Origin of the sequence: Qipengyuania aquimaris (assembly GCF_009827445.1) — a bacterium.
Lineage (GTDB): Bacteria > Pseudomonadota > Alphaproteobacteria > Sphingomonadales > Sphingomonadaceae > Qipengyuania > Qipengyuania aquimaris.
The window spans coordinates 278003-295732 of the sequence record NZ_WTYI01000001.1 but is presented as its reverse complement, the minus strand read 5'-3'; the positions used below and the strand labels follow the sequence as shown (position 1 = coordinate 295732).

Below are 17730 nucleotides of genomic sequence, written 5' to 3'. Positions count from 1 at the left end.
GCGTCCGAATTGCTGCCAAGACGCGGCAAGGGAGAGGACGCGATGATGAAAAGCTTGAGGATAGCCGGAGTAGCAGGAGCCTTGCTCCTGTCAGCCTGCGTCACTGCCCCTGTCGAAGTGGCAGAGACCGATCCGGCCGACCTGATCCTTACCAACGCGCGGGTCTATACGCTTGCCTGGGGCGACCCCGACGGGGAGGGCAATCCTGCCGCCGACGCGCCGTTCGATGGATCGAACTGGCGACCTGACGCCGAGGCAGTCGCGATCGACGATAGTGCAATCGTGTTTGCCGGAAGCGCGCAGGAGGTGCTTGCGTGGCAGGGTGCCGCAACGCGCATAGTCGACCTTCGCGGCGCGACGGTCCTGCCGGGTCTAGTCGACACCCATACCCATGTCGTCGAATTCGGCGCAAAGCTGGATGTTGTCGATCTCACCGATGTCGCGACCGAAGCCGAGGCCGTCGCGCTGGTTGCCGATCGCGCGAAGATGCTGCCTGCCGGGGAATGGATTATCGGCGCAGGCTGGGACGAAGGCGCCTGGGCCAATGCCTATCCCGACAAGGCTCTATTGAGCGCAGCCGTACCCGATCATCCCGTCGTGATGCGCAGCCTCCATGGCTTCGGGCTGTGGGCCAATCAGGAGGCACTCGATGCAGCCGGAATTACTGCCGAAAGCGCAGTGCCCGAGGGCGGCGAAATGCGACTCAGCGACGATGGTGCGCCAAGCGGCCTGTTCCTCAACCGGGCCACGACCATGCTGGACAAGGCGATCCCGACGGCATCGCTCGAAACCCGCATGCGGCAGACGCGCAAGGGTCTGATGCAGATGGCCCGCGACGGTTATGTCACGGTCCATGAAGCGGGCGCGGATACCCACGCGATGGAGACGTTCGCCGCGCTGGAAGCGAGCGACGATCTGCCGATACGCGTCTACGCCATGCTCTCGCTGCGCGACGAGCCGCTGATGCGCCGCTGGATCGCGAGGGGGCCGGACAGCGACACCGATTCCATGCTCGTGACGCGTTCGGTGAAGGCCTATTACGACGGGGCGCTGGGCTCTCGGGGCGCGCGCCTGCTGGAAGACTACGCGGACCGTCCCGGCCATCGCGGCGTTAGTGGGAGCGGCTACGGCTTCGATCGCGAGTTGAACGAAGCGGCGATGAAAGCGGGCTTCCAGACCGGCATCCACGCCATCGGTGACGCGGGCAACCGCGAGGCGCTGGACATTCTCGAGCGTGTTTTTGCCGAGACGCCCGGAGCGCGCGACAACCGCCACCGGATTGAGCACGCCCAAGTCATCGCGCCCGAAGATATGGGCCGCTTTGCCGAACTGGGCGTCATCGCATCGATGGAACCGCCACATGCGGTGGAGGACAAGACCTGGGCCGAAGACAGGCTCGGCGCGGACCGCGTTCGCGGCGCCTATGCCTGGCGCACATTGCTGCGAAATGGCGCACGGATGACCTTCAACGCCGACAATCCGGGCAGCGATCACAGCATCTTCTACGGTCTCCACGCTGCCGTCACGCGGCGCGACAAGGACCTGAAGCCCGCGGGCGGATGGTATCCCGAAGAGGCAGTGACCATCGAGGAAGCGATCCGCGCCTACACCTCGTGGTCGGCCTATGCGGGCTTCCGCGAAGAGGAGACCGGCATTATCGCGCCCGGGCGCTGGGCCGATATAACGGTCATGGACATCGACCCGTTCACTCTCGCCCGGAGCGATCCTGCGAAGCTGCTGGACGGAGAGATCGTGATGACCATCGTCGATGGCCGGATCGTCTACGAGCGATAGGGCCTATTCCGCGGCTTCGCGGCCATCCTCGATCTGCGCGGCGTCTTCCGCATTGTAGCGCGGTGTCGCCTCGACCTTGGGCACTTCCTCGATCTCGCGCTTGCCGATTTCGATGCCCTGTTCCGACAAGCGGCGACCGGCGGACAGGACGTTACGCTCGAAACTGCCGACGAACTTGTTGTAATTGTTGACCGCGGTTTCCAACCCGCCGCCGACGCGTTTCATGTGCTCTGCGGCAACAGCCAGACGGTCGTAAAGCTCTGCCCCGGCCTTTCCGATGGCGACCGCTTCCTGGGCGATCGTGTCCTGCCGCCAGACCTGCGCGACGGTCCGCGCGATTGCGACAAGGTTGGTCGGCGTCGCAAGCAGGACCTTGTTATGAAACGCAAAATCCCAAAGTTCCGGGTCGTGTTCGAGTGCAGCGGCCACGAAATGCTCGCCCGGGACAAACATGACCACGTAATCGGGCGCGTCGTCGAACTGGCTCTGATAACCCTTGGAGCCGAGCGTCTGGACGTGGCCGCGCATCGATTTGGCGTGCTGGTCCATATGCCGAGCGCGCTCCCCATCGTCCTCGGCTTCGAAGGCAGCCTGGTAAGCGTTCAATGACACTTTCGCATCGATCACCAGCTTCTTCTGGCCCGGCACATTGACGATGGCATCGGGCCGCAGGCGTCCGCTTTCCGTGTCGACCGACTGTTCGAGGATGAAATCGGTGTGTTCGGACAGGCCGCACTGTTCCAGCACGTTCTGCAAGGCCCGTTCACCCCAGCGCCCGCGCGCCTTGGGGGCATTGGTAAGGCTGTTACCCAAACGCTGTGCCTCGCGCCGGACCTCTTCCTGCCCGCGCTGCATTTCGGTGATCTGCTGGTAGAGCCGTCCGAAGGCATCGGTGCGCTTTTCTTCGAGGTCGGCGACCTGTTTTTCGTACTTGGCCAGCCGCTCTCCGACCGGTTGCAGCAACGCCTTGATCTTTTCCTCCGAGGTTTTTTCCGAGTGTCCCAGCCGCTCGCTCGCCCGCTCGAGGAATTTTTCCTGCGCCGCGCCGAGCACTTTGGCCCCGGTATTCTCGAATTCCTTGAGCAGATTTGCGCGCGATTCTTCCAGCAGGCGCTTCTGTTCTTCGAAGCCCGCTGCCCTCGCCTTCAGGGCACCGTGTGCTTCACGTTCCTCGTCCAGCTTGCGCGCCAGATCGTCCGCGCGGGCCGCGCGATCCGACATGGTCGCCAGTTCGGGCGCCATGCGTGAAAGCTTTTCGGACAGGTCCTTCGCCTCGCCATCGCGTTCCGCGTGGCGCGCCTTCCATTCCGCGACCGGGCGCGAACCGAAGAACCAGCCGGCAAGCCCACCGAAAAGGAGGCCGCCGAACAATGCTACGAGTATGAAAATCATTGGGTCCATCCCGCGACATTAGGCGGAACGGAGAGAGAACGCCAGAGGACGCGACAAGCTATCTACCGCTGGCGTTTCACGACTAGGTTGTAGAGGAAATAGAATCCCACCGAGAAGGCGAGGAAATAGGCGGCGAAGCGGATCGCGAGCTCGTCGAAATCCGCACCGTCGCTGAGATAGCGCCAGGTGCAGCTGATCAGGGCGAAAAGCAGTCCGGCCAGTGCCGCCTGCGACCAGCTGATCCGGTCAGGCTGCCTCACGCAGCTTCTTCAGCTTCTTCAGGGCCATGCTGCGCTTGAGGCGCGAAAGGTGGTCGATGAAGAGGATGCCTTCAAGATGGTCCATCTCGTGCTGGATGCAGGTGGCCATGAGGCCTTCCATCTCTTCTTCGTGCACCTTTCCGTCGAGGTCCTGGTACCGCACGCGGCAGGTGGCCGGGCGATCCACATCGGCGAAGATGTCGGGGACCGAAAGACAGCCTTCCTGATAGCTCGCCAGATCTTCCGCCGGATCGAGGATTTCAGGGTTCACGAAGACCCGCGGTTCCTTCTTGGTCGGATAATGGTGGTGGTGGTGTCCGCCGTGATCGCACTCTTCCGGCTCGGCATCGGTGTCTTCGGGCTGAAGATCGATGACGAGCAGGCGCTTGGGCACGCCGACCTGGATCGCGGCGAGGCCGATACCGGGCGCGGCATACATCGTTTCGAACATGTCCTCGACCAGCGTTTTCAGCTCGTCATCAAACTCGGTTACGGGTTCGGACACGGTCTTGAGCCGGGGATCCGGCACTTCGAGGATTTCACGGATAGCCATGGGGGGTCAGATAAGCGCTGAATGCGACCAATTCAACAGAATTGGGCTGCTTAGACTGATCGATTAGCCGAGCGGCCGCCGCGCACGTAGCGCCTGCGCCAGAGTGCCCTCGTCGAGATAGTCCAATTCCCCGCCCACCGGCAGGCCATGCGCCAGCTGCGTGATGCGGATCGGGAAATCCTCCAGCCGTTCGGCGATGTAATGCGCGGTGGTCTGGCCTTCGAGCGTTGCGTTCATGGCGAGGACCACCTCGTCCACCCCGCCCGCCTCGACGCGTGAGAGAAGGCTGGCGATATTGAGGTCTTCCGGGCGAATCCCATCCAGTGCCGACAGTTTGCCGCCGAGCACGTGGTACTTGCCGGTGAACAGCTTCGCCCGGTCGAGCGCCCATAGATCCGCCACGTCCTCCACCACGCACAGGCCCTTGCCGTCGCGGCGCGGATCGGCGCAGATGCCGCAGGGATTGGTGGTGTCGACATTGCCGCAGGTGTCGCATTCGACCAGCGCCTCGCCCACTGTCGCCAGCGCTTCGAGCAGAGCGGGCAGCGCGCTTTCGCGGCGCTTGACGAGCCACAGCACAGCGCGCCGCGCGCTGCGCGGGCCGAGGCCGGGAAGGCGCGCCAGCGCGGAAGCCAGAGTCTCGATCTCTTGCGATGCCATACGTGCACAGATAGGGGCGCAGGCGCGACCAAGAAAGGCCATAGAACACGTCATGCGCATAATCTTCATGGGAAGCCCGGATTTCGCCGTGCCCACGCTGCAGGCGCTGGTCGATGCGGCGCATGAAGTCGTGTGCGTCTACACCCAGCCGCCCCGCCCCGGCGGCCGCCGCGGCAAGGAACTGACGAAGACGGTCGTGCACGAACGGGCAGACCGGCTCGGGATCGAGGTGCGCCATCCCAAATCGCTTAAATCCGCCGAAGAGCAGGAGGCTTTTGCCGCGCTCAATGCCGATATCGCGGTGGTCGCGGCCTATGGCCTGATCCTGCCGCAGGCGATCCTCGATGCGCCGGAACACGGCTGCCTCAACGTCCATGCGTCCATCCTGCCGCACTGGCGCGGTGCAGCGCCCATCCATCGTTCGATCATGGCGGGTGACGAGGTGACGGGGGTCACGATCATGCAGATGGAAGCAGGCCTCGATACCGGCTCCATGCTCGCCACCGTGCGCACACCGATCGAGGACAAGACCACGGGCGAATTGACCGAGGAACTGGCCGAACTGGGCGCGCAGCTGATGGTCGGCACGCTCATCGATCTCGACGCACTGCACGCTGTCGAACAGGACGATGCAGAAGCGACCTATGCCACCAAGATCGACAAGGCGGAGGCCCGGCTGGACTGGGCCCGTCCGGCAGAAGAGGTCGTGCGTCATGTACATGGCCTCTCGCCCTTCCCCGGCGCATGGTTCGAACATGACGGCCAGCGGGTGAAACTGCTGCGCGCAGAGACATGCGAGGGGTCGGGAGAGCCGGGAGAAGTGCTCGATGACCGCCTCGCCATCGCATGCGGCGACGGCGCGATCCGTCCGCTCGAACTGCAGCGGGCCGGCAAGCCGCGCATGGACCTCGAGACTTTCCTGCGCGGCAATCCGATTGCCAAAGGCACGCGCCTTTCGTGACCCGTTTCGCGCTCACCCTGGAATTCGACGGCACGCCGTTTTTCGGCCTGCAACGCCAGCCCCACGGCCCGAGCGTGCAGCAGTCCGTCGAGGAAGCGGCCTTCGCGGTGACCGGCGAGGAAGTGCGGCTGGCCAGCGCCGGGCGGACAGACACGGGCGTGCACGCGCTGGCAATGCGCAGCCATCTCGACATCGAGAAGGATATCGAACCCTTTCGCCTGATGGAGGCGCTCAACGCCAAGCTCCGCCCCGATCCGGTGGCAGTAACCCATTGCGAGGTGGTGCCGGACGATTGGCACGCACGTTTCACCTGCACGGGGCGCAGCTATGTCTACAGGATCGCCAATCGCCGCGCCCCGCTGACGCTGGAGAAAAACCGCGCCTGGCAGGTGCCTCAGCCGCTCGACGAAAAAGCCATGCATGAAGCCGCGCAGGCACTGGTCGGCAACCACGACTTCACGACCTTCCGGTCTGCTCATTGCCAGTCCGCCAGTCCGCAAAAGACGCTCGACCGCCTCGATGTCGAACGCGACGGGGACCACGTCCTGATCCACGCCGCAGCGCGCAGTTTCCTGCATCACCAGGTGCGCTCCATGGTCGGCTGCCTCGCGCTCGTGGGCATGGGCCGCTGGGCCGTCGGCGATGTGAAAAAGGCGCTGGAAGCGCGCGACCGGCAGGAACTGGGCCTCAACGCGCCGCCCCACGGGCTCTATTTCGTCGCGGCGACCTATCCGGACGACAACTGACGTAACGGCACCCTAGCCAAGTCCCATTTCGAGGCGTAGCGAGGCCGCAAACAGGTTTCGTAAAGCAACGAAAGGGAATTGGATGACCACCGGCAAACAGCTTTTCACCACTCTGGAATCCGACGGCACGCTGACCGTCGAGATCGCCGAAAGCACCTTCCCCGACCCGACCGGCAACCAGGTCCTGGTCAAGATGGAAGCGGCCCCGATCAATCCTTCCGACCTCGCCATCCTGACCGGCGCGGCGGATTTCGAGAATGCGGAATATTCGCACGGCAAGGTCGTCGCGAAGATGCCCGAACCCTTCAACACCGGCTCCAAGGCCCGTCACGGCCAGCGCCTGCCCGCCGGTAACGAAGGTGCCGGCACCGTCGTCGCCACCGGCGATAGCGACATGGCCAAGGCGCTGATGGGCCAGCGCGTCGCCTGCGTTCCTGGCAATGCCTACAGCCAGTACGCTATCGCGGACGCCGCCATGTGCCTGCCGCTCGGCGATCACAGTGCGGAAGCGGGCGCTTCCAGCTTCGTCAACCCGATGACCGCGCTCGGCTTTGCCGAAAACGCCAAGATGGACGGCCAGAAGGCGATCCTGCACACGGTCGGCGCATCGAACCTGGGCCAGATGCTGGTCAAGATCTGCCAGGAAGACGGCCTCGGCCTCGTCAACATCGTGCGCAAGCAGGAGCAGGTGGACCTGCTCAAGGGGCTCGGCGCCAGCCATGTCGTCAATTCATCGGACGATGATTTCATGGGCAACCTCAAGGCGGCCATCGACGAAACCGACGCCTTCTACGGCTTCGATCCCATCGGCGGCGGCCAGATGGTCGACACCTGCTTCAAGGCGATGGAACAGGTCGCCGTGGGCAAGATGACCGAATATTCGCGCTATGGTTCGAACCAGCAGAAGCGGATGTTCATCTACGGTCGTCTCGACTTCGGGCCGACCACGCTGACCCCGTCCTACGGTTTCGGCTGGACGCTGTCGGGCTGGCTGCTGACACCTTTCCTCCAGACGGCGGGCATGGAAACGGTGATGCGGATGAGGAAGCGCGTGCTCGACAACCTCACCACCACTTTCGCCAGCAGCTACAAAACCAAGGTCGACTTGGAAGGCATGCTCACGAAGGAAGCGATCCTAGATTATCGCCAGATGAAGACGGGCGAGAAATACCTCGTCTTGCCGAACGGCTGACGCTTAACGCCCGTCGAAGGCGCGCTGGATGGCGGCGGGATCACTGGTCCCGCTTGCCAGCAGCAATTGCAGCAGGATGCGCGCCTTCTGCGGGTTGAGCGCGCGGGCGGCGACGAAACCGTTCGGCGTGTCTTCGGCCTCGCGGTCGACCAGTCCTTCGTCGGTGCGGCTGGCCCGAACGACGGCGATGCCCCCCTGCGCCAGCAGCGCCAGTTCCTGCCGCACGCGTTCGGGCATATTGCCCTCGCCCACGCCTGCGATGACAATCCCGCGCGTTTCGTCACCCACCAGGCGGAGCACTTCTTCGGCGCACAATCCGGCATGGGCATAGGCGATCACGACCTGCGGCAGGTCGTCGCACCACGCAAATGCGGAAGCCTCGTCCTCGCGCCACGGAGCGCCGAACCATTCGAGCGAAGCGGGCGTGACGAGCCCGACAGATTCGCGCGGAAAGCCGCGAAAAGCATCGGTTCCCCGCGTGCGGACCTTGCGCACGTCACGCGCGCCGAAAACGCGGTCGCCCATCACCACCAGTACGCCGCGACCGGCGGCATCCGGATCGCTCGCGACACGAACGGCGTTGGCGAAATTGCGCAGCCCGTCATAGCCCACAGCGTCGGCCGGGCGCATCGCGCCAACGACCACCACCGGCTTCGTAGCTGGCAGGGTCAGGTCGAGCAGGAATGCGGTCTCTTCGAGGGTATCCGTGCCATGAGTGACGACCACACCATCGCAGCCCTCGTCGGCGAGGGCCGTAGAGATGGCGGCGTGCAGCGCATTCCATACCGTTGGGCCGATATCGCCTGAATCGATATTGGCGATCTGATGACCGGACAGCTGCGCTTCCAGACCCAGGCCACCCACCTTCTCGAGGTAGTCTTCGATACCGATTTCGCCTGCGCGGTAATCGCTGGCGATCGCTGAACCGGCGATACCGGCGATAGTGCCACCGGTTGCAAGGACTTGGAGTCTGGTCGTCATGAGCGCCGCGATAGCGAGAAAGATTTCTCAGGTCACGGGACCAATCATATGTTATAATGCCATTTGGGTAAGAAGCGCCGGCAATTCGGGCTTCGATACGGGAGCGAAGCGATAGCTGCGTCTACTGAACTGGAGCGTTTCCCTAATACCGGCCTGTTCTTGGAAGGCCGGTTGCGCCACGACTTGTCGCAAGAAGAGAAGGTCGAACTGGAATCGCTGGTTTCCCGTGTGGAGATACTTCCCGATGGCCACCGCCTGATTTCTCGCGGCGATATCTGCGATCATTCGACCATGCTGATCGACGGCTTCATGCTGCGAACGCTGGATTCAGGGGATCGGCGCTATGGTGTCAGTTTCCACGTCCCTGGCGATTTCGTGGACTTGCACTGTTTCGCGCTCAAGCGATTGGATCATAACATTGAATGCGTCGGGCAGGCCAAAGTCGGGCTGGTCCCGCACGAACGCATTGCCGAAGTGATGAAAGAAAAGCCGCATCTGGCCCGCTTGTTCTGGTTCTCCACCCTGCTCGATGCAGCCATGCATCGCGAATGGATCATGAAGCTCGAACAGCTCAAGGTGCCGCAGCGCATCGCGCATATCTTTGCCGAGGTCTGGTGCAGGCTCGATATGGTTGGCCTTGCCTTTGAAGACGGCTTCGACACCCCGCTCACCCAGGCAGACCTGGCCGACATGTGCGGCGCCACTCCAATCCACGTCAATCGCGCGATCGGCGAATTGCGCAAGAGCGGGATCGCCGATTTCAATCGCGGAGAGGTGCGCATCTGCAATCGCGAGAAACTGGAAAGTTTCGCGGATTTCGAGAAAGACTATCTCTATGGTGACGGCGCATTGTCATTGCGGCAGGATGGGCTCTGAAGGCCCGGTGAGATCCGCTGTACGCGGCGGGTTATAACATATGACAACCTGCGGGCTGTCAAAAATGCGCTCTGAAGGCAGAAACGAACAGAAAGCTAACATGCGTCAATAGACCTCGGGCGAGCGGCTTGCTTTATCGGCGCGCAATGGACGCAATTCGTGGTGACATACGGTCTTCCGATTTCCCGCTGACCGGCGAATTTCTCGCCGGACGATTGAGGGAACATCTCGATCAGGACGACCTGAACTACATCGAAGGCCTTATCGAAACCGTGGAAGAACACGGCGACGGTACACGCCTGCTCGAAAGAGGCGACGTCACGAACAAGAGCACCATGCTGATCGAAGGCTATGTGTTTCGTACAATCGAGTCCGGCGACCGTCGCTACATTGTCGGCGTCCAAGTGCCGGGAGATTTCGTCGACCTGCACGGGTTCGCATTGAAGCGCCTTGATCACAGCATTGTTGCGGCAGGCCCGGTCAAGATCGGCAGCGTCAGCCACGAGAGCCTGCGCACGGTTATGCAGGATCGCCCGAATATCGCTCGTGCCATGTGGTTTGCCACACTGCTCGACGCCTCGATCCATCGCAAATGGATCCAGATTCTCGAACAGCTCGACGCGCCGAAGCGTATCGCCCATCTCTACGCAGAACTGCATACGAGGCTGGAGCTTATCGGGCGAACCGTCCCACGCGCATTGCGCACGCCGTTCACCCAGCTGGACCTGGCCGACATGTGCGGGGTCAGCGCAATCCATGCCAATCGCGCTGTCGGCAAGCTGCGAGAATTGGGTGTTGCCGAAATCCGGCGGGGCGACCTTTACACCGACGACTGGGACCGCCTGAAGCGTTATGCGCGCTTCAATGCCGACTACCTCTATGGCGACGGTGCGCTGAAGCTGGACGAAGGCTGGAACTGAATCTCGCGCTTGACCCGGCGCGAAACCGCGCTACATGCGCGCTTCACCCCACAAGGGGGCGCTTAGCTCAGTTGGTAGAGCATCTCGTTTACACCGAGAGGGTCGGCGGTTCGAGCCCGTCAGCGCCCACCACTATTCCCCGACAACCTCTGCAATGGCCGCGCGTGCTTCGTCGCTCGACCAGTCGTAGTCGCCCACCACACGCCAGACCTCCAGCCCCTGCGCATCGTAGAGGATCGTGGTCGGCAGCGGGGTGTTGTCGAAGTGCAGGCCAAGCTCGTTCTGCGGGTCCATCCACGGTTCGAGATAGGCGAATTCGTTCGCCGCGAAATAGGGAGCGACCTTTTCCGCGCCGCCCGCATCCTGGCTCACGGTAATGACGTGCAATTGGTCGTCGAAGTCGCCGGCAAGAGCATCGAGCAGCGGCATCTCCTTCTTGCACGGCGCGCACCATGTCGCCCACAGGTTCAGCAGCACCGGCGTGCCCTGCAATGAGCCCAGATTGATCTGCCGCCCGTCCGGATCGCTTACATTGATGGCGGGCATCAGGCTGTCGGCATAGGTGCGGTCGATCTCGCCGGTTTTGATCTGTGAAGCACCGCTTTCTTGCGCCTCATCGGGTGCGCTCCTATCGCAGGCGGACACAGCAAGACCCAGGGTGACGATCAGCGTGAGCGATAAGCGGGACAATAAAGGCTCCAATGCAATGTGGGGCGGCAGGTTCGCCGAAGGGCCTAGCGCGATAATGCGCGAAATCAACGCCTCTATCCCCTTCGACAAGGCGCTGTGGCGCGAAGACATCGCGGGCAGCCGCGCCCATGTCGCCATGCTGGCCAGGCAGGGCATCGTCAGCGAAGCGGACACCGCCGCGATCGACAAGGGCCTGGCGCAGATTGCCGAGGAATATGAAGCGGACGGCGTGCCCGAGGACTGGGACCTCGAAGACATCCACATGACCGTCGAGGCACGGCTGACCGAAATCGTCGGTCCGGTCGCGGGGCGGCTCCATACTGCGCGCAGCCGTAACGACCAGGTGGCGACCGATTTCCGCATGTGGGTCCGCAGCGCCAATCGACGCGCGATCGCAGGGATAGACGCGGTGCTCCACGCGCTGGTCGCCCGCGCCGACGAGCATGCCGACACGATCATGCCCGGCTTCACCCATTTGCAGACCGCGCAGCCCGTGACGCTTGGCCACCACCTGCTCGCCTATTTCGAAATGCTGGTGCGCGACCGCTCGCGGTTTGCAGACGCGCTGGAGCGGATGGACGAATGCCCGCTCGGTTCGGCGGCGCTTGCGGGAACCGGCTTCGATCTCGACCGCGAGATGACTGCAAAGGCGCTGGGTTTCGCCCGGCCCACCCGCAACAGCCTCGATGCGGTGTCGGATCGCGATTTCGCGCTCGATTACCTCATGGCCGCAAGCCAGTGCGCCCTGCACCTTTCGCGCCTGGCTGAGGAGTTCATCATCTGGACCAGCCAGCCCTTCGGCTTCGTCAAACTGCCCGACACGCTGTCGACCGGCAGCTCGATCATGCCGCAAAAGCGCAATCCCGACGCCGCCGAACTGGTGCGCGGCCATGCGGGGCGCGTGATCGGGTGCACCACGGCGCTGATGGTGACGATGAAGGGCCTGCCGCTGGCCTATTCCAAGGATATGCAGGACGACAAGCCGCCGGTCTTCGAGGCTGCGGGCCTGATGGACCTTTCGCTCGCGGCGATGGCGGGAATGGTAGCGGACAGCGGCTTCGATAAGGCCCGGATGCGCAAGGCTGCGGAAGCAGGGCACGCCACGGCGACCGACCTTGCCGACTGGCTCGTGCGGCAGGCGGACATTCCTTTCCGCGAGGCGCATCACATCACCGGCGCCGCCGTAAAGCTGGCCGACGAGAAAGGTGTCGCCCTCGACGGCCTTGCCATCGACGATCTCAAGGCCATCGACAGCCGTATCGACGAACGCGTTTTCGACGCGCTTTCGGTCGATGCTTCGGTCGCCGCGCGCGCTTCCTATGGCGGGACCGCGCCGGAGCGGGTAAGGCAGCAGGTAGAAGATGCCCGCAAGCGGCTGGAGAAATTCTGATGCGCCTTGGCGCCCTGATTATCGCCCTCACCCTGCTGTCCGCCTGCGGGCAGAAGGCGCAGCTGAAGCCCTTGGCTGGCGAGACGCTGCCGCCGGCGCCGTTCGGTGCCGAAGTGCAGCCGGATGCGGACGACCTGCTCCAGCTCGATCCCCAGGCCGCTCCGGAGCGCAGCACAGAATTGCGCACCCGTTCCGAAGAACGAGAGGACGATCCCTTCGATCTTCCGCCGGAGTAGGTTGCAGCGGGACAAGCAAGGCTTGCTAGACTTGGCCTTGGCCATTCGGCAAACGCGCTGCCCATGGACCATTTCCAGATCCGCGATGGCGTCCTCCATGCAGAGGACGTGCCGCTTACCCAGATAGCCGAAGCGGTCGGCACACCGGTTTACGTCTATTCGCGCGCCACGCTTGAACGCCACGCCCGCGTCTATCGCGAAGGGCTTTCCGCGCTCGACAATCCGCACATTGCCTTCGCGGTCAAATCCAACCCGAACCTTGCCGTGCTGCGCGTGCTGGCGAACATGAGGTATGGCGCCGACGTCGTTTCTGGTGGTGAGCTTACCCGCGCGCTGGCGGCTGGCATGAAAGCGGAAGACATCGTGTTCTCCGGCGTCGGCAAGACCCATGACGAACTGCAGCAGGGTCTCGAATGCAGCATTGGCCAGTTCAATATCGAGAGCGAAGAGGAAGGGTACGAGCTGGCGGCCATTGCCCGCCGCTTCGGCAAGACGGCCGCCTGCGCGCTGCGCGTAAATCCCGATGTCGATGCGCGAACCCACGAGAAGATCTCTACCGGCAAGCGCGAGAACAAGTTCGGTGTCCCGATCGACCGGGCAGTCGAAATCTACGCTTCGCTGGCGGGCGAAGACGGCCTCGATATGCGCGGCGTTGCGGTTCACATCGGCAGCCAGCTGGCCGATTTGGAGCCTTTGGAAACCGCTTTCGGAAAGGTCGGGCAGCTGATCGCCGATCTCCGTGCGCGAGGGTGCAAGGTGACCCACGCCGATCTCGGCGGCGGGCTTGGCGTGCCGTACAAGAGCGGCGAGGAATATCCCTCGCCCGCCGCCTATGGCGAAATGGTCGCGCGGGTTTCGGCTGGCTGGGACGTGCGCCTGATGTTCGAACCCGGGCGCGTGATTGCCGGGAACGCGGGTGTCCTCCTAACCCGCGTGGTGCGCGTGAAGCGCGGGATCGAACGGCCTTTCGTGGTCGTCGATGCAGCAATGAACGATCTCGCCCGGCCTGCCATGTACGGTGCGTGGCATGATTTCGAGGCGGTGGAGCCTACCGGACAGCGCATGACCGCCCACATCGTCGGCCCGATCTGCGAAACGGGCGACACCTTCGCGATGGACCGCGAATGCGATGCGCTGATCGCCGGAGAATTGGCGGTTTTCCGCACCGCAGGTGCTTATGGCGCGACCATGGCATCGAGCTACAATTCGCGTGGTTTCGTGGCAGAAGTGCTGGTCGACGGGGACCGTTTCGCGACTGTCGCCGACCGGATTGCGGCAGGGGCGATCATGGATGCGGAACGCGTGCCGGAGTGGCTCGACTGATGTTGCATTCGCTCCCGCTATTCCATCGCATTTCCGGCCAGCGGGTCGTGGTGGTGGGCAGCGGCGAAATGGCGGAGGCGAAGGCACGGCTTGTCGGACGCGCCGGGGGCATTCCCTGCGCAGAGACCGAAGCGCATCATGCGAAACTGGCATTTGTGGCACTCGCCGACGAGCGCGCGGCAGAGGCGGCGGCGCTGCGGCTGAAACGGCTCGGCCTGCTGGTAAACGTGGCGGATAGACCCGACCTGTGCGACTTTACATTGCCCAGCCTGCTTGAACGCGATCCCGTGCTGGTCGCGGTGAGCACGGGCGGTGCCTCTGCCGGACTGGCGAAGCACCTGCGCCTGCGGCTGGAAGCGATCCTGCCGCAAAATCTTGGCGGATTGGCCGAGGCGCTATCCAACGCGCGCGACAAAATCCGGGCGAAATTTCCCTCCGGCGACGACCGCCGTCGTGCGCTGGATGGTGCGCTTTCGCAGGGGGGCGCGCTCGATGTAATGGCCGCGAAGAGTGTAGAGGACGTAGAGCGCTGGATAGAGGACAGTGACGATCCTGTAGCAGACGAGGTCCTGGAAATCTTGCTGACGAGCGATGATCCTGAAGACCTCACTATCCGGCAGGCGCGCGCGCTAGGAGAGGCCGATCACGTGCTGCACGATAGCGGCGTTCCGGAAGCGATCCTCATCCGTGCGCGGGCCGATGCGGCGCGTCATCTCCTGCCGTGCGAGGATTCACCGACCAGCGGCCGACGGGTCGTGATCAGGAAGGGCTAGGCCACCGCCGCGATCTGGTGGCTCGAGCCGATACCGGCTTCGCGGAAATAGCGTGCCATCGCATCGGCCGTGCTATCGGCCAGCGCGATATGCGCGCGGCGGCGGTCGGCGGGATCGGGAATGCGCAGCAGCAGGCCGCTTTCGACCATTTGCGTGATCCAGCGCAGCGCCGTGGTGGCAGGAACGCCAGCCGCGATACACAGCGAAGTGACGCTGACACGTTCCCTTCCGGCGCGCGCGGCGGCGAGATCGAGCAATATGTCCCATGCCGGATCGGCGAACAGGTCCGCATCGAAGAACTTGGCGCGCATCTGGCGGCGGCGAATGACGGCGCGGATAGCAGCCGCATCGGGCAGGCTGGCTCCGTTGCCCGCCCCGCCAGCGGCATCCTGTCCGCGCCAGGCCTGTGCCGCCGCTTCCAGCCGGAAGGCGCCCCCGCCTTCCCGCTGTCCGGGAGACAGGCGTTCGATCCGTTCTGCCATCTTGCCGACCTGTTCGGTCAGTCGAAGGAGCATCAGCCGGTCTTCTTCCGCCAGTTCGCGCAGCCGCAGGTTCGGCACATCGGCCAGCACCCGTCCGACAGCGATGATGCGTTCGGCACGTCCCGGTTCGACGAGGATTTGCGCTCCCGACATGGAAAAACAGCCGAACACCGCATCGAGCGCGTCCATACCGGTCGAGATCACCATCTGCGCGCCCGATTTCCCGGCGCGCATATCGAGCCGGGCGAGCAAAGCCATGGTTTCGGCATCGGCTGCAAGGCAATCGACCAGCACGAGGTCCCCCAGAGCCGCGATGGAGCCGCTGGCAAACTCGTCCAGCCGACAGCATTCCAGCACGCGAAAGCCCGCCGCCACCGCATCGTCGCGCATCTGTGCGCGCACGGCATCGCGGTCCGCCAATATGGTCACGCCAAGCTGGCATCCGGCCCCGTCATACACCGGCTCGTAACTGAAATCGGCCTGCATGGAATCACCTCTCACGAGTCTCTGTAGGAGAACTTTGTGAGAACAAACAGTGATCGTGTCAAGAATTCAGGGGCGTATTTCGATCGGCGTCCCATCGGGGATCAGCGACCACAGCTCCGCGATCTCGCGGTTGGAAAGGGCGATGCAGCCATCGGTCCAGTCGCCCGGAACGCGCGCATCGAAGGGCATGCCATTGGGCTGGCCGTGCAGGAAGATGAGCCCGCCGGGCGAGCGCCCCCGCGCCTTGGCATAGGCTTTGTCGGCGGCATTGGGATAGTCGATATAGAGGCTGAGGTAGTAGCTTGACTGCTCGTTGCCATAGGTAATGGTGTAGCGGCCTTCGGGCGTGCGCTCGTCCCCTTCGAAGCGTTTATGGCCGACCGGCTGGTCGCCATATTGCAGGCCGTCATAGGTGCGGATGATCTTGCCCGCCTGGTAAACCCAAAGCGTGCGGTCCGACTTGTCGACCAGCACGAAATCCGCCCGCTCACCGTCCTGCGCCTGTTGCGCACGCGCCTCTGGCACGGCTTGCGAGCACGCTGTCAGGAGTAGGAGGCAAAGCAGCGAAAGGATACGCATGAGCCGCATCCTGCCACTGCCTGCATGATCAGTCGAGGAATGGATCGCGCATAAGGATCGTATCGTCGCGCTCGGGGCTGGTGGACACCAGCGCCACGGGCGTTTCGATCAGCTCCTGCACGCGCTGGATGTATTTCACCGCATTGGCGGGCAGGTCCGCGAAGCTGCGCGCCCCGGCGGTCGATTCCTTCCAGCCGTCCATCGTCTCGTAGATCGGCTCCACCTCCGCCTGGTCGGCGGCATGGCTGGGGAAGTAGTCATAGACATTGCCGCGCAGGCGATAGCCGGTGCAGATCTTCACCTCGTCCAGCCCGTCGAGCACGTCGATCTTGGTGAGCGCGATGCCGGTGACGCCGCTGATCGAACAGCTCTGGCGCACGATTACCGCATCGAACCAGCCGACGCGGCGCTGGCGGCCGGTAACGGTGCCGAATTCGTGGCCACGCTCGCCGATGCCCTTGCCGACGTCGTCTTCGAGCTCGGTCGGGAACGGCCCGCTACCGACGCGCGTGGTGTAGGCTTTGACGATGCCGAGCACATAGCCCGTCGAATTGGGGCCGAGGCCGCTGCCTGCCGCCGCCGTGCCGCTGACCGTGTTGGAGCTGGTTACGAAGGGATAGGTGCCGTGATCAATGTCGAGCAGGACGCCCTGCGCGCCTTCGAACAGGATTTTCGCTCCGGCCTTGCGCACCTTCTTCAGGCGCTTCCAGACAGGCTGTGCATATTGGAGCACGAAATCGGCAATGCCGCGCAATTCTTCGAGCAGCGCTTCGCGGTCGACCGGCGGCTGGTCGAAACCGGCGCGCAATGCGTCATGGTGGGCGCACAAGCGGTCGAGCTGCGGTTCGAGATGGTCGAGATGCGCGAGGTCGCACACTCGGATCGCGCGGCGGCCGACCTTGTCTTCATAAGCCGGGCCGATGCCGCGGCCGGTAGTGCCGATCTTGCCCGAGCCGGCAGCCGCTTCGCGCAGGCCGTCGAGATCGCGGTGGATCGGCAGGATCAGCGGGCAATTGTCGGCAATCGCAAGATTGTCGGCGGTGATGGTTACGCCCTGACCTTCCAGCTTTTCGACCTCCGCCTTCAGCGCCCACGGGTCCAGCACCACGCCGTTGCCGATGATCGACAGCGTGCCCGAGACGATGCCCGAGGGCAGCAGCGAAAGCTTGTAGACGTTCCCGTCGATGACCAGCGTATGGCCGGCATTGTGGCCGCCCTGGAACCGGACGACGGCATCGGCGCGGCTGGCCAGCCAGTCGACGATTTTACCTTTGCCCTCATCGCCCCACTGGGCGCCGATTACGGTGACGTTGGCCATTGAAAAGCTACTCGCGATCTAGGGATGCACAAACGCGCGTCGCGTTAGGCGTTTGCAGCCAAGGGGGCAAGGCAGATCGGGGAAACTTCGACGCCACTTCTCCATTGTTCAGGCAAAG

General features: G+C 63.6%; 19 protein-coding genes and 1 tRNA gene. 11 read left to right on the top strand and 9 right to left on the bottom strand.

Annotation, left to right across the window (positions count from 1 at the left end):
- Positions 1–42: 42 nt before the first annotated feature.
- On the top strand, positions 43–1794 hold the full coding sequence (locus GRI34_RS01400; RefSeq protein WP_160594409.1) for an amidohydrolase: 1752 nt from the start codon (positions 43–45) through the stop codon (positions 1792–1794).
- 3 nt (positions 1795–1797) lie between these two features.
- On the opposite strand, the gene GRI34_RS01395 is transcribed toward GRI34_RS01400, so the two are convergent.
- The 4 genes from GRI34_RS01395 to recR all read right to left on the bottom strand — a co-directional run bounded on the left by GRI34_RS01395 (position 1798) and on the right by recR (position 4659).
- Complete coding sequence (locus GRI34_RS01395) at positions 1798–3195, bottom strand: DNA recombination protein RmuC (RefSeq protein ID WP_160594408.1); 1398 nt, start codon at positions 3193–3195, stop codon at positions 1798–1800.
- Positions 3196–3248: 53 nt separating this feature from the next.
- Positions 3249–3446: a hypothetical protein gene (locus tag GRI34_RS01390; protein WP_160594407.1), complete on the bottom strand. Its 198-nt coding sequence runs from the start codon at positions 3444–3446 to the stop codon at positions 3249–3251.
- Positions 3433–3999 carry a peptide deformylase gene (locus tag GRI34_RS01385; protein ID WP_160594406.1) on the bottom strand — a complete coding sequence of 189 codons (567 nt, stop codon included), beginning with the start codon at positions 3997–3999 and terminating at the stop codon, positions 3433–3435. Before GRI34_RS01385 ends, GRI34_RS01390 begins: the two co-directional genes overlap by 14 nt.
- Before the next feature lie 63 nt (positions 4000–4062).
- The gene (recR, locus tag GRI34_RS01380; RefSeq protein WP_160594405.1) at positions 4063–4659 is read right to left on the bottom strand and encodes a recombination mediator RecR; all 597 of its coding nucleotides are present in this window, start codon (positions 4657–4659) and stop codon (positions 4063–4065) included.
- Positions 4660–4711: 52 nt separating this feature from the next.
- On the opposite strand from recR, the gene fmt reads away from it, so the two are divergent.
- The 3 genes from fmt to GRI34_RS01365 all read left to right on the top strand — a co-directional run bounded on the left by fmt (position 4712) and on the right by GRI34_RS01365 (position 7558).
- Complete coding sequence (gene fmt / locus GRI34_RS01375) at positions 4712–5620, top strand: methionyl-tRNA formyltransferase (RefSeq protein WP_160594404.1); 909 nt, start codon at positions 4712–4714, stop codon at positions 5618–5620.
- Positions 5617–6366, top strand: coding sequence for a tRNA pseudouridine(38-40) synthase TruA (gene truA, locus GRI34_RS01370; protein ID WP_160594403.1), 750 nt, complete (start codon positions 5617–5619; stop codon positions 6364–6366). Before fmt ends, truA begins: the two co-directional genes overlap by 4 nt.
- An 82-nt stretch (positions 6367–6448) precedes the next feature.
- Complete coding sequence (locus GRI34_RS01365; protein ID WP_160594402.1) at positions 6449–7558, top strand: zinc-binding dehydrogenase; 1110 nt, start codon at positions 6449–6451, stop codon at positions 7556–7558.
- A 3-nt stretch (positions 7559–7561) separates the two neighbouring features.
- On the opposite strand, the gene GRI34_RS01360 is transcribed toward GRI34_RS01365, so the two are convergent.
- Positions 7562–8539 (bottom strand): asparaginase, encoded by a 978-nt coding sequence (locus GRI34_RS01360; RefSeq protein ID WP_160594401.1) that lies wholly within the window; start codon positions 8537–8539, stop codon positions 7562–7564.
- Positions 8540–8602: 63 nt separating this feature from the next.
- Between GRI34_RS01360 and GRI34_RS01355 the strand changes: the two genes are divergently transcribed.
- From GRI34_RS01355 to GRI34_RS01345, 3 genes are all read left to right on the top strand, one after another.
- Positions 8603–9415, top strand: a complete 813-nt coding sequence (locus tag GRI34_RS01355) for a Crp/Fnr family transcriptional regulator (protein WP_199800091.1) — start codon at positions 8603–8605, stop codon at positions 9413–9415.
- 146 nt (positions 9416–9561) lie between these two features.
- Positions 9562–10335 (top strand): Crp/Fnr family transcriptional regulator, encoded by a 774-nt coding sequence (locus GRI34_RS01350; protein ID WP_160594400.1) that lies wholly within the window; start codon positions 9562–9564, stop codon positions 10333–10335.
- 56 nt (positions 10336–10391) lie between these two features.
- Positions 10392–10467: transfer RNA gene (locus GRI34_RS01345), tRNA-Val, on the top strand.
- Here GRI34_RS01345 and GRI34_RS01340 read toward each other — a convergent pair.
- On the bottom strand, positions 10468–11025 hold the full coding sequence (locus GRI34_RS01340; protein ID WP_234028118.1) for a TlpA family protein disulfide reductase: 558 nt from the start codon (positions 11023–11025) through the stop codon (positions 10468–10470).
- 55 nt (positions 11026–11080) lie between these two features.
- On the opposite strand from GRI34_RS01340, the gene argH reads away from it, so the two are divergent.
- The 4 genes from argH (at position 11081) to GRI34_RS01320 (ending at position 14747) form a co-directional block, all read left to right on the top strand.
- The gene (argH, locus tag GRI34_RS01335; RefSeq protein WP_234028117.1) at positions 11081–12415 is read left to right on the top strand and encodes an argininosuccinate lyase; all 1335 of its coding nucleotides are present in this window, start codon (positions 11081–11083) and stop codon (positions 12413–12415) included.
- Positions 12415–12651, top strand: a complete 237-nt coding sequence (locus GRI34_RS01330; protein WP_160594397.1) for a hypothetical protein — start codon at positions 12415–12417, stop codon at positions 12649–12651. The genes argH and GRI34_RS01330 overlap by 1 nt, the downstream gene beginning before the upstream one ends.
- Before the next feature lie 63 nt (positions 12652–12714).
- Positions 12715–13974: a diaminopimelate decarboxylase gene (gene lysA, locus GRI34_RS01325; RefSeq protein ID WP_160594396.1), complete on the top strand. Its 1260-nt coding sequence runs from the start codon at positions 12715–12717 to the stop codon at positions 13972–13974.
- Positions 13974–14747: a precorrin-2 dehydrogenase/sirohydrochlorin ferrochelatase family protein gene (locus tag GRI34_RS01320; protein ID WP_160594395.1), complete on the top strand. Its 774-nt coding sequence runs from the start codon at positions 13974–13976 to the stop codon at positions 14745–14747. The genes lysA and GRI34_RS01320 overlap by 1 nt, the downstream gene beginning before the upstream one ends.
- On the opposite strand, the gene GRI34_RS01315 is transcribed toward GRI34_RS01320, so the two are convergent.
- From GRI34_RS01315 to GRI34_RS01305, 3 genes are all read right to left on the bottom strand, one after another.
- Complete coding sequence (locus GRI34_RS01315) at positions 14744–15715, bottom strand: helix-turn-helix domain-containing protein (RefSeq protein ID WP_160594394.1); 972 nt, start codon at positions 15713–15715, stop codon at positions 14744–14746. The genes GRI34_RS01320 and GRI34_RS01315 overlap by 4 nt on opposite strands.
- 66 nt (positions 15716–15781) lie before the next feature.
- Positions 15782–16294 carry a L,D-transpeptidase family protein gene (locus tag GRI34_RS01310; protein ID WP_160594393.1) on the bottom strand — a complete coding sequence of 171 codons (513 nt, stop codon included), beginning with the start codon at positions 16292–16294 and terminating at the stop codon, positions 15782–15784.
- 28 nt (positions 16295–16322) lie between these two features.
- Positions 16323–17612, bottom strand: coding sequence for an adenylosuccinate synthase (locus GRI34_RS01305; RefSeq protein ID WP_160594392.1), 1290 nt, complete (start codon positions 17610–17612; stop codon positions 16323–16325).
- Positions 17613–17730: the final 118 nt, after the last annotated feature.

What these genes read in the sequence shown, in the direction of transcription:
- argH (WP_234028117.1), top strand. Translation starts at nt 11,081, where the DNA reads ATGCGCGAAATCAACGCCTCTATCCCCTTCGACAAGGCGCTGTGGCGC.
- GRI34_RS01360 (WP_160594401.1), bottom strand. Translation starts at nt 8,539, where the DNA reads ATGACGACCAGACTCCAAGTCCTTGCAACCGGTGGCACTATCGCCGGT.
- GRI34_RS01365 (WP_160594402.1), top strand. Translation starts at nt 6,449, where the DNA reads ATGACCACCGGCAAACAGCTTTTCACCACTCTGGAATCCGACGGCACG.
- fmt (WP_160594404.1), top strand. Translation starts at nt 4,712, where the DNA reads ATGCGCATAATCTTCATGGGAAGCCCGGATTTCGCCGTGCCCACGCTG.
- GRI34_RS01350 (WP_160594400.1), top strand. Translation starts at nt 9,562, where the DNA reads ATGGACGCAATTCGTGGTGACATACGGTCTTCCGATTTCCCGCTGACC.
- GRI34_RS01310 (WP_160594393.1), bottom strand. Translation starts at nt 16,294, where the DNA reads ATGCGTATCCTTTCGCTGCTTTGCCTCCTACTCCTGACAGCGTGCTCG.
- GRI34_RS01385 (WP_160594406.1), bottom strand. Translation starts at nt 3,999, where the DNA reads ATGGCTATCCGTGAAATCCTCGAAGTGCCGGATCCCCGGCTCAAGACC.
- GRI34_RS01320 (WP_160594395.1), top strand. Translation starts at nt 13,974, where the DNA reads ATGTTGCATTCGCTCCCGCTATTCCATCGCATTTCCGGCCAGCGGGTC.
- GRI34_RS01305 (WP_160594392.1), bottom strand. Translation starts at nt 17,612, where the DNA reads ATGGCCAACGTCACCGTAATCGGCGCCCAGTGGGGCGATGAGGGCAAA.
- GRI34_RS01315 (WP_160594394.1), bottom strand. Translation starts at nt 15,715, where the DNA reads ATGCAGGCCGATTTCAGTTACGAGCCGGTGTATGACGGGGCCGGATGC.
- GRI34_RS01400 (WP_160594409.1), top strand. Translation starts at nt 43, where the DNA reads ATGATGAAAAGCTTGAGGATAGCCGGAGTAGCAGGAGCCTTGCTCCTG.
- lysA (WP_160594396.1), top strand. Translation starts at nt 12,715, where the DNA reads ATGGACCATTTCCAGATCCGCGATGGCGTCCTCCATGCAGAGGACGTG.
- GRI34_RS01330 (WP_160594397.1), top strand. Translation starts at nt 12,415, where the DNA reads ATGCGCCTTGGCGCCCTGATTATCGCCCTCACCCTGCTGTCCGCCTGC.
- GRI34_RS01395 (WP_160594408.1), bottom strand. Translation starts at nt 3,195, where the DNA reads ATGGACCCAATGATTTTCATACTCGTAGCATTGTTCGGCGGCCTCCTT.
- recR (WP_160594405.1), bottom strand. Translation starts at nt 4,659, where the DNA reads ATGGCATCGCAAGAGATCGAGACTCTGGCTTCCGCGCTGGCGCGCCTT.